The sequence below is a fragment of the Streptomyces sp. NRRL S-495 genome, assembly GCF_000966955.1.
Taxonomy (GTDB): Bacteria; Actinomycetota; Actinomycetes; order Streptomycetales; family Streptomycetaceae; genus Kitasatospora; species Kitasatospora purpeofusca.
The window spans coordinates 1-9,644 of the sequence record NZ_JZWY01000701.1 but is presented as its reverse complement, the minus strand read 5'-3'; the positions used below and the strand labels follow the sequence as shown (position 1 = coordinate 9,644).

Annotated in this window: 8 protein-coding genes; 1 reads left to right on the top strand and 7 read right to left on the bottom strand. The window is 75.4% G+C overall.

The genetic code is table 11. From position 1 onward, the window contains the following. Window positions 1-887 (bottom strand): polyprenyl synthetase family protein (locus tag VR45_RS31235; protein ID WP_045943242.1); only part of this gene is annotated, 887 nt, incomplete at its 3' end. A gap of 185 nt (window positions 888-1,072) precedes the next feature. Here VR45_RS31235 and VR45_RS31230 point away from each other — a divergent pair. Then, window positions 1,073-2,236 (top strand): alpha/beta hydrolase, encoded by a 1,164-nt coding sequence (locus VR45_RS31230; RefSeq protein ID WP_234326339.1) that lies wholly within the window; start codon window positions 1,073-1,075, stop codon window positions 2,234-2,236. Between the two features lie 191 nt (window positions 2,237-2,427). Here VR45_RS31230 and VR45_RS31225 read toward each other — a convergent pair whose 3' ends face one another. The 6 genes from VR45_RS31225 to VR45_RS31200 form a co-directional block, all read right to left on the bottom strand. Then, window positions 2,428-3,036 carry a TIGR03086 family metal-binding protein gene (locus VR45_RS31225; RefSeq protein ID WP_045943240.1) on the bottom strand — a complete coding sequence of 203 codons (609 nt, stop codon included), beginning with the start codon at window positions 3,034-3,036 and terminating at the stop codon, window positions 2,428-2,430. 179 nt (window positions 3,037-3,215) lie between these two features. After that, a complete protein-coding gene (locus tag VR45_RS31220) occupies window positions 3,216-3,974 on the bottom strand; it encodes a 3-oxoacyl-ACP reductase family protein (RefSeq protein WP_078896994.1) in 759 nt (252 codons plus the stop codon). A 242-nt stretch (window positions 3,975-4,216) separates the two neighbouring features. After that, entirely contained in the window at window positions 4,217-4,996 is a 780-nt protein-coding gene (locus VR45_RS50235) for a transglycosylase family protein (protein ID WP_045943238.1), read from the bottom strand. A gap of 628 nt (window positions 4,997-5,624) precedes the next feature. Continuing rightward, window positions 5,625-6,293, bottom strand: coding sequence for a response regulator transcription factor (locus tag VR45_RS31210; protein WP_045943237.1), 669 nt, complete (start codon window positions 6,291-6,293; stop codon window positions 5,625-5,627). An 85-nt stretch (window positions 6,294-6,378) separates the two neighbouring features. Continuing rightward, window positions 6,379-8,172, bottom strand: a complete 1,794-nt coding sequence (locus VR45_RS31205) for a histidine kinase (protein ID WP_234326338.1) — start codon at window positions 8,170-8,172, stop codon at window positions 6,379-6,381. 147 nt (window positions 8,173-8,319) lie between these two features. Next, a partial coding sequence (locus VR45_RS31200; RefSeq protein WP_045943236.1) for a GAF domain-containing SpoIIE family protein phosphatase occupies window positions 8,320-9,644 on the bottom strand: 1,325 nt, incomplete at its 5' end.

Sequence of the window (9,644 nt, the reverse complement as noted above, 5' to 3'; positions counted from 1 at the left end):
ACCAGCAGCGCCAGACCGGCCGGATCCACCGCCCCACCGGCTGCGGTCCGCCGGTACTCCTCGGCGAGCCGGTCGCCGTCCGCCGTACCGGATTCGAGCGCCGCCACCACCGGCACCGAGAGCTTGCGCCGGCGCAGGTCGTTGAAGACCGGCTTGCCGGTCACCGCCGGGTCGCCCCAGATCCCCAGCAGGTCGTCCACCAGCTGGAAGGCCATCCCGAGGTCGTGACCGAACGCCGCCCACCCGGCCACCGCCCCGGGCCCGGCCCCGCCGTACAGCGCGCCCAGGCGGCAGGCGCAGGAGAACAGCGAGGCGGTCTTGGCCGCCACCATCTCCAGGCACTCGTCCGGGCCCACCCTGTCCCTTCCCTCGAAGACGAGGTCGAGGCTCTCCCCCACGGCCAGGTCGACCAGCGTCGCCAGCAGCGCGGCCGAGGCCTCCCGACCCACGCCGTCCTCCTCGCCGACCTCGTCACCGTCCTCCTCGCCGTCCACCAGCACGTCGAGGACGGTGAGCAGCAGCCCGTCCGCCGAACGCGCTGCCGCGGAAGGACCGAACACCCGCCAGGCGGCCGCCCGGTGCCGCCGCACGGTGTCACCGTCCAGCACGTCGTCGTAGAGCAGGGAGAGGTTGTGCACCACCTCCACCGCGGCGGCGGCCGGTACCGCCCGCCGCCGGTCGCCGCCGACCGCCCCGGCGCAGGCGAGCGTCAGCGCCGCGCGGACGAACTTCCCGCCCTGCCCGGGGCCTTCCCCGGACCAGCCGAACTGGTACGCCGCCACCTTCCCGGCGCTCCCGCCCAACCGGTCGACCCACGCACGCAGTTGACCCTCGCACGCCTCCCCGGCCGCCCGCAGCAGCCGCTCGGCCGACACCTCTCCCGTCACGACCCCACCCCTTCGTCCGTTCCCCGCGCCTCCACTCGTGCACTGCGACGATCTTCCCCCGCCCCCGTGTCCCCCTGAGCACCGAGGTCCCCACCGGGGCCTGCCGGAGCCGATCTGGTGGCGACGGGGGCGGTCCGCCTAGGGTGAGGCGGCACCAATGTCGTCTGTGCAAAGGGTGGTTGAGGATGATCCGGCGCCGATCGCTGCTGACCTTCGCGGGTATGGGAGGCGCGGCGCTTACACTGCCGGGTGCCGCCACCGCGCATGCCGCCCCCTCCCCCGTCCCCACTCCCGCTGCCGCCACTGCCCCCGGGCCGGGGCCGATCGACCTGCCGGGGCCGACCGTGCGGCGGACGGTCGGCACGGTGTCGCTGCGGCTGGTCGACCAGGACCGCCAGGACCCGTTCGCCCCGGTGCCGGGACCGCGCGAGCTGATGGTGCAGCTCTGGTACCCCGCGACCGGGACCGCCGGACGGGCGCGCGCGGCGTACACCACGGCGCGGGTGGCGGCCGTGCTGGAGCGGAGCGCCTTCCTCGACCCGGGCACGTTCGGCCGGTTGCGCCCGACCGCCCGGGTCGCCGCGCCGCCGGTCCCGGGGGCACTCCCACTGTTGCTGCTGGGGCACGGCCGCAAGGGCGGGCGCAGCAACTGCACCGCGCTGGCAGAGGAGTTGGCCGCGCACGGCTATCTGGTCGCGGCGCTCGACCACACCTACGACGCGGCCGCCGTCGAGTTCCCGGACGGCCGGGTGGCGCTCAGCGTGCTGGAGGACGAGCCCGCCGACTGGGACGCCGCCGAGCGCAAGGAGATCGCCGTCCGCACCGCCGACCTCCGGTTCGTGGCAACGGAGTTGACCACCGGCCGGACGCTCCGGCGGCACGCCGGGATGCCGTGCGCCGATCCGGGGCGGATCGGTGTGCTCGGCCACTCGATGGGCGGCGCGGCGGCCGCCGAGGCAGTCCGGCAGGACCGGCGGTTCGCGGCCGGACTGGACCTGGACGGCGGACTCTTCGGCTCGCCGGTGCCGGACGAGGGCCTGGACCGGCCGTTCCTGCTGTTCACCGCGCTGGACGACCACGACACCTGGCGGCGCTGGCGCGAGCACCAGCGCGGTTGGGGGCGGCACCTGCGACAGGGCGGCACCTGCGACAGCGCGACTCCGGCCATCTTAGCTTCACGGACCTGCCGCACGCGGCCGGCCCCGGGCACCTGGCCGAGCACGCGCCGCCGGAGGTCTACGCCCAACTGTTCGGCACCATCGCACCGGAGCGCGCGACCGAGCTGGCGCGGACGTATGTGCGCGCGTACTTCGACCGGTTCCTGCGCGGGCGGCCCTCGCCGCTGCTGAACGCGCCCTCGCCGCGCCACCCGGAGATCTCCTTCGTCTGGAGCCGCGGCTGAGGAGGGGATCCGGCCGCCGACGCACCGCAGCCGCCGACGCACCGCAGCCGCCGACATCCCGACCCCTCGGGGGCGCCCGGCGACCCCGGGAATGCCGGGCACCCCTGCGCTGCCCGGCGGCCCCGGGCCCGCTCCGCGCTATCCGGCGGCCTCGGGGTCGCGGCCGAAGAACCCGGCGAGCCGGTCGTACACCGGCGCGACCGGCGCGTCCTCGGCGACCGCGACCTCCGGGCCGAAGGCGTGCTGCTCCTCCTCGCTCCCCCGGTACTCGGGCCGCAGCGCGCCCCGCGCCCAGGCCAGCGCCGCCCGCCCGACCTCCTGGTCGAGCCCGGCGGTGGACTGGCCGGTGGCCCGGGCGAGGTCCCACCCGTGCGCGGCGAACTCGGCGATCTGCTGGTCCACCGGGAAGCGGGCCGGCAGTTCCCCGACGCCGGGGATCTCGATGACGCCGCCGAGGTCGCCCGCCCGGCGCCAGGCGGCCACCAGGCGCTCCGCTCCGGCCTCGAAGCGGTGCAGCCAGTCGTCCTCGACCCGGTCGAAGGGCTCCGACCAGTCGGGCGTGCCGCCCTCCGCCCGAACGGTGAACTGCCGCAGGTCGTTCAGCAGGTGACTGATCAGCTGGCCGACGTCCCAGGAACGGCAGGGGGTCGGGTGGCCGGCGAGTTCGGTGCCGATGCCGTCGATCAGGCCGGCGGTCTGCGCCAGCGCACGGGCGAGCAGCTCGATCGGGTCTTCCGCTCCGGTCATGACGCACCTCTCCGTCGGCGGGGCCGCTCCGGCCCCTCGCGCGGGACCCGTGCGCCGGCGCGCGGCCGGTCGGACGCGCGCCCGCACACGTGGTCGGACCGGCCGATCGTAAACGCGGGCACTGACAACCGGCCCGGAGCAACACCCCGGGCCGGTCGTCGGCGTGTCAGGCCGGGGGGTCAGCCGGCGAAGCCGCCGTCCACGGCGATCTCGGCGCCGGTGATGTACCGGCCCTCCGCACCGGCCAGGTGCGCGATCGTGGCGGCGACGTCGGAGGGCCGGCCGAAGCCGCCGACCGCGGTGAAGCCGGACTGGAAGTCGGCGCCCGGGCCGTCCGCCGGGTTCAGCTCGGTGTCGATCGGGCCGGGGTGGATCACATTGACGGTGATCCCGCGCGGGCCCAGCTCGCGGGCCAGCGACTTGGTGAGCCCGATCATGGCGGCCTTGCTGGTGGCGTAGAGGCTGCCGCCCCCGAAGGCGGCGCGCTTGGCCATGCAGCTGCCGATGGTGACGATCCGCCCGCCCTCGGTCAGATGGGCCACGGCCGCCTGGGCGAACAGGTACGGCGCCCGGACGTTGACCTCCAGCACCCGGTCGACGTCGGCGAGGCCGGTCTCCTCGATCGGGCCCATGTGGCCCACCCCGGCGTTGTTGACCAGGATGTCGAGGCGACCGAAGCGCTCGGCCACCGCCTCGACCACGGCGCGAACCTCCTCCGGGTCGGCGCTGTCGGCCCGGACCGCCCAGCCGCGCCGGCCCATCGCGGTGATCTTGGCCGCGACGGCCTCGGCCCGCTCGGCACTGCCCAGGTAGGTCACCACCACATCGGCGCCGTCCTCGGCGAGCCGCAGGGCCACCGCCTCCCCGATCCCCCGGCTGCCGCCGGTCACCAGAGCCACCTTGCCGTCGAGCGCCGCGATACCGGTCGTGATCGTCATCTCGTCAGAACTCCTTGTGTCGTTCGTGGACATGACTCGATCCTCGGCCGTGGCGGCCCGGGAGTCCGGCGGTATTCGGACCTCGCGTTCAACGTTCAACTACCACCGGCGCGCCCCGACTCGCACGCCCCGGCTCGCGCGCGCCGTACGCCGGGTCCGCCCCGCTCCCGACACGCCGAACGGCCGCCCCGGGGGCAGGGCGGCCGTTCGGTCCACCGGGGTGCGGGCCCGGTGGGGCGGGGTCAGAAGGACAGGGTCTGACCCGGGAAAATGAGGTTCGGGTTGGCGCCGATCGCCTTGACGTTCCGGGCGTGCAGGCCGGCCGTGTCGAGGCCGAACTTGGCGGCGATGCCGCTCAGCGTGTCACCGCTCTTGACGACGTAGCCGCCGCCGGTGAAGCCCTTCTCGGGCGCGGCGGTCCCAGCGGCCGGCCCAGCGGCGGACCCGGCGGCGGGCGCGGCGGGCTTCGCGGCGCCCTGCGGCGGGGTCTGCGCCGGGGCCTTGCGGGCGGGCGACTTCTGGCTCTGGGCGGGGGCCTGGTCCGCCTTGGCCGGCTGCTGCTTGGCCGGCTGCGGCGCCTTGGGCTCCGGGTCGGGCGTGTCGGCGACGGCGGCGGGCGCACCGCCGCGGCTCAGGCCCGCCTTGGCGGAGCAGACCGGCCAGGCGCCGGGGCCCTGCGAGGCGAGGACCTTCTCGGCGACGGCGATCTGCTGCGCCCTGCTCGCCTGGTTGGCCTGCGGGGCGTAGGCGGAGCCGCCGTACGCCCGCCAGGTCGAGGGGGTGAACTGCAGTCCGCCGAAGAAGCCGTTGCCGGTGCTGATGCTCCAGTTGCCACCGCTCTCGCACTGGGCGACGGCGTCCCAGGCGGAGGCGGGGGCGGCAGCGGCCGAGGTGGCCGTGACGAGGCCGGCCACCGGCAGGGCCGCGACAGCGGCGCCCGCCACCACGGCCATCCGAACGCGGTTGCGCTTGGTGGCGGTGGCGGTGGTGGTGGCAGCGGCGGTCTCGTGACGGGGATTCATGGAAGTCCTTTCGGCAGGCCCCGGGCAGGCATGCGGAACCAGGCCCCTGCCGGGGCCGGGTGTCGCTCCCTCACTCGATGGGCGGCCGCGCACGTGTCCGACGTGCCGTGCCGCCCCGGCCACCCTCCGCTCGCCGACTGCCTGTTGAGGCCGGTCGCGTCGACGGCCACCGCCCTGGTGCCGATGGTCGGTCGGCGGGCCGTGGGTCGGGGGTGAACCCGGGTGGTGCTCGTTGCACCGCCAAAGAAGCTACGGGCGCTACCGGGCCGCATCAAGCAATTCTTGGTCGTCCCAGGTCAGGCGACTGTTACCGGCAGTATTGATCATGAAACCGACCCGGAAACGACCGACTTTGACCGCATTCCCCGGCCCAAACGGTCGATTTCCGTGCGCTCGCTCACATCGGGTCGGCCGAAAGTCCGGACGCTTTGTCGACTTACCGTCACCGATGACTGACGTACCGTCACCTCGCCGACCGGAGTTCCCGATTCCATCGACCGCCGAGGTGGTGTTCGCCACTGCGACTACCCAGCGTGAGCGGAAAGTCACTCGGCGCATGGCACACGACCCGTCCTTGCACGCACCGACCGGCCGAGGTCACCTCGCTGCGACGACCCGTCAGCACGCCTCAGCCGACGCCGCCCAGCCCCGCGTCCCGGGCCAGCAGCGCCGCCTGCACCCGGTTCTCGCACCCCAGCTTGGCCAGGATCCGGCTGACGTACGTCTTCACCGTCGCCTCGCTCATATGGATCCGGGCCCCCGCGTCCGCGTTGGACAGCCCCTCGCCCAGCAGCGCCAGCACCTCCAGCTCGCGCTCGGTCAGCACCTCCAGCCGCTGCCGGGCCCGGGCACCGCGCGCCGCGACCGGCCCCGCCGGCCCGCCCGCCAGCGAGTCGACGATGTGCCGGGTCGCGGCGGGCGACAGGAAGGCGTGCCCGGTGGCGGCCGCCCGGACGGCCTGGATCAGCTCGGCCGGCGCGGTGTCCTTCAACAGGAAGCCGGCGCCACCGTCGCTCACGGCGCGCAGCACGTTGTCGCGCTCCCCGAAGGTGGTGAGAATCAGCGCCCGCGCGCCGGGGGCGACCCTCGACAGCTCGGCGAGCGCCGACAGGCCGTCCAGCACCGGCATCTGAATGTCCAGCAGGACGACGTCCACCCGGTGCGCGCGGGCCAGTTCCAGCGCCTGCCGGCCGTCGGCGGCCTCGGCCACCACGTCGATGTCGTCGGCGGAGGACAGGATCATCCTGATCCCGGCCCGGATGAGCGGCTCGTCATCGGCGACGAGGACTCGGATCACTGCTGGTCATCCCCTTGGTACTGGTCCGGACGGTGCGGCGGCGGACCGGCCGGTGCCCCGCGGACCATCCTGGCATCCCCGTCGCTCACTGCTTCACCCGGTAGTGCTGCTTCTCGACCAGCACCCCGTCCTTGAAGCAGAAACGGACGACGGCGTCCTCGCCCCAGGCGGTCCCCCCGTTGTCGTCGGAGAGGAAGCGGACACAGTCCGCCCCGGCCGGCGGCGTGGGGCCGCTGCCCTCCAGGTTCCGCAGGAAGAAGTCGCTGCCCGGCGGCAGTTGCCGCCGCACCTCCGCCTCCGGGGTGCCGAGCTCCAGGCTGTCGTAGACCGACCGCTTCACCGTGGAGTCCTCGGCCGTCCGGACGAAGCCGATCACGCCCCAGACCAGCAGCCCGAGCACGGCCAGCAGCACCGCCGCTCCGCCGACCGCGCAGCCGATCGCCGGGCTGCGGCGCTTCGGCGCCCCGGCCACCGCCCCGGGCACCCCGCCCGGCCCGCCGTCCACCACCCAGTCCACCACCCAGTCCACCGCCCGGTCCGTGACCCGGCCCGCAGCCCCGGTCTCCGGACCGGCCGCCGACCCGTCGTCGACGCCCTGGGCCCCGGCGCCCTCCGCGCCCCGGTACGGCAGCACGGCGGCCAGCCGGAACCCGGCCCCCGGGGTCGGACCGGCGTGCACCATGCCGCCGACCAGCCGCGCCCGCTCGCGCAGCCCGGTCAGCCCCTGGCCTCCGCTGACCACCGCCGCCGGGGCGGCGCCACCGGCGCGCACGCCCGCCGGCTCGGCCGCCGCCGGGTTCACCACCTCCACCACCAGCGCGTCCGGCTCGTAGCGCAGCGCCACCGTGATCGGCGCCCCGGGGGCGTGCTTGTGCGCGTTGGTCAGCGCCTCCTGCACCACCCGGTACGCCGCGTGCCCGGCGGACGCGGCCAGCGGACGGCGCTCGCCGTCCCGGACCAGCGAGACCGGGGTACCGGCCGCGCGGGAGGACTCGACCAGCCCCTCGATCCCGTCCACACCCCCGGTCCCGACGCCACCGGCCCCCGCCGCCCCGGCTCCGATTCCGACCCCGGCTCCGGCCACCGACGGGGACCCCGGCCCCGGCGGGAGCGCCGTCGACTCGTCGTGCAGCACGCCGACCACCTCGCGCAGCTCCCGCATCGCCCCGACCGCGGCCAGCCGCAGCACCCCGACCGCCTCGCGCTGCCGGTCGGTCAGGGTCCGGTCGACCTCCAGTGCCCCCGTGTGCACCGAGATCAGGGCCAGCTGATGGCCCAGGCTGTCGTGCATGTCCTGGGCGATCCGGTGCCGCTCGCGCAGCCGCGCCTGGTGCGCGATCATCGCGTGCTCGCGCACCAGCTGCTCGTTGCGCTCGCGCAGCGCGTCGGTCAGCGCCCGGCGCTGCGCCCGGTACCGGCCCCAGAGCGCGGGCAGCACGGCGAGCAGCAGGTAGCCGCCCAGCGAGAACCCGACGATCAGGTCGACCGGGACCTGCCCGGCGTCCTTCAGCACCCCGAACAGGGTCATCAGCGCCCAGCCGGCGACGAAGGAGCCGGCCAGCACCCCGACCCGGCGGACCCTGGCACCGGCCGACCAGCCGACGCAGACCAGCAGCGGCAGCGTGCCGCCGCCGACACCACCGGCCAGGGCGGTGAGCACCAGGGCGGTCGCGGGAATTCCCCGGCGCACCAGGAAGAGGAGGGCCGCGGCCGCACTCATCGGCAGGGCCAGCCCGGTGTGGCTGACCAGCTCGATCGGCGCGGCGAGCCCGCCGATCAGCAGCGCACCCACCAGCTCGCGAACCACCAGCCCGCGCCGCCAGGGCCCGGGCAGTGCCGTTCGAACCGCCTTCGACCAGGCTCTCGCTATGACGTCCACCCGTCGAGGCTAGCGAATCGCCCCTGGTCAGCACCGTCACCGTTCGTCGCCGCCGGCTCCGACGAAAGTCGTTCCCGGTCCGCCGCGCCGCACCCCACCCCTCAGCCGGGCCCGTCCGACCCCGCCCGGGCCCGTGGGCCGGACGCGTCAGCTGAACCCGGTGAGCAGCAGCGCGACATCGTCGACCCGGTGCGTGGAACCGACCTCCCGCAGCACCCGGTCGGCCAGACCGTCCAGCCCGGCCGCCGCGATCAGCCGGCCGACCTCCGGACCCGCCAGCGCCGCCCGCAGCCGGTCCACTCCCGCGTCGATCTCCACCGCCGGGTCCTCGACCAGGCCGTCGGTGTACAGGGCGAGCACCGATCCCGGCTCCAGCCGCAGATCGCTGATCGGGTACACGGCGTGCTGGTCGACGCCGAGCAGCGGCCCGCCCGGCACCTCCAGCGCCTCGGCCCGCCCGTCCGGGTGGCGCAGCACCGGCGGCAGGTGGCCGGCCCGGGCGAGCAGGGCGGTGCCCTCCCCCGGGGTGAGGCGGACCAGGCAGCAGCTGGCGAGCAGTCCGGGATCGAGGTCGAGCAGCAGCTGATTGGTCCGGGCGAGCACCTCGTCCGGCGGGTTGCCGCCGGTGGCGAAGGCCCGCACGGCGCTGCGCAGCTGGCCCATGGTGGCGGCGGCGCCGACGCTGTGGCCCTCGACGTCGCCGATGACCAGGCAGAGGTCCCGCCCGGTGACGATGGCGTCGTACCAGTCGCCGCCGATCTCCATGCCCTGGGTGCCGGGCAGGTAGCGGGCCGCGATCCGGACCCGGTCCAGGCGCGGCAGCCGGTGCGGGAGCAGTGCCTGCTGGAGGCCCCGGGCGAGGGTGAACTCGGCGTCGTACAGCCGGGCGCGTTCCAGGGCCTGGGCGATGAAGCCGGCCAGCGCGGTGAGCAGGCCGCGCTCCTCCAGGGTGAACGGCCGGGGCCGGTCGAAGCCGAGGATGCAGCTGCCGACCGGGTGGCCGGAGGCGATCAGCGGCAGGAACGCCCAGGCGCCCATGTCGTCCAGCGCCAGTCCGGGATAGGCGGCGGCGAGCTGCCCGACGTTCTCGAAGAAGATCGGGGTGCCGGTGCTGAGGGTCTCGGCCCCGGGCACCCGGGCGCCGACCGGGGTGCCCTCGAAGCGGTCGAGGAAGCCGTCGGGGTAGCCGCTCTGCGAGACCAGGTGCAGGTGCTTCTCGCGGATCGTGTAGATGGCGAGCTCCTGCCCGCCGAGGGCCGGGAGGATCTCGTCGGCCACCGCCCGGCAGACCTCGCGGACGGTGACCGCCTCGCTCAGCGCGCTGGCCAGCTGGAGCAGGTGGTACATCACGCCGAGGCCGGTCCAGGTGCCGGGCGGGGCGGGTTCGGCGGCCGGGGCGGCGGCGTCGGGCGGCGGTTCGGCGGCGACCACCCGGCCGGTGACGCCGTGCGCGTCGGGGTAGAGCGAGAAGG

What these genes read in the sequence shown, in the direction of transcription:
- VR45_RS31230 (WP_234326339.1), top strand. Translation starts at nt 1,073, where the DNA reads ATGATCCGGCGCCGATCGCTGCTGACCTTCGCGGGTATGGGAGGCGCG.
- VR45_RS31225 (WP_045943240.1), bottom strand. Translation starts at nt 3,036, where the DNA reads ATGACCGGAGCGGAAGACCCGATCGAGCTGCTCGCCCGTGCGCTGGCG.
- VR45_RS31220 (WP_078896994.1), bottom strand. Translation starts at nt 3,974, where the DNA reads ATGACGATCACGACCGGTATCGCGGCGCTCGACGGCAAGGTGGCTCTG.
- VR45_RS50235 (WP_045943238.1), bottom strand. Translation starts at nt 4,996, where the DNA reads ATGAATCCCCGTCACGAGACCGCCGCTGCCACCACCACCGCCACCGCC.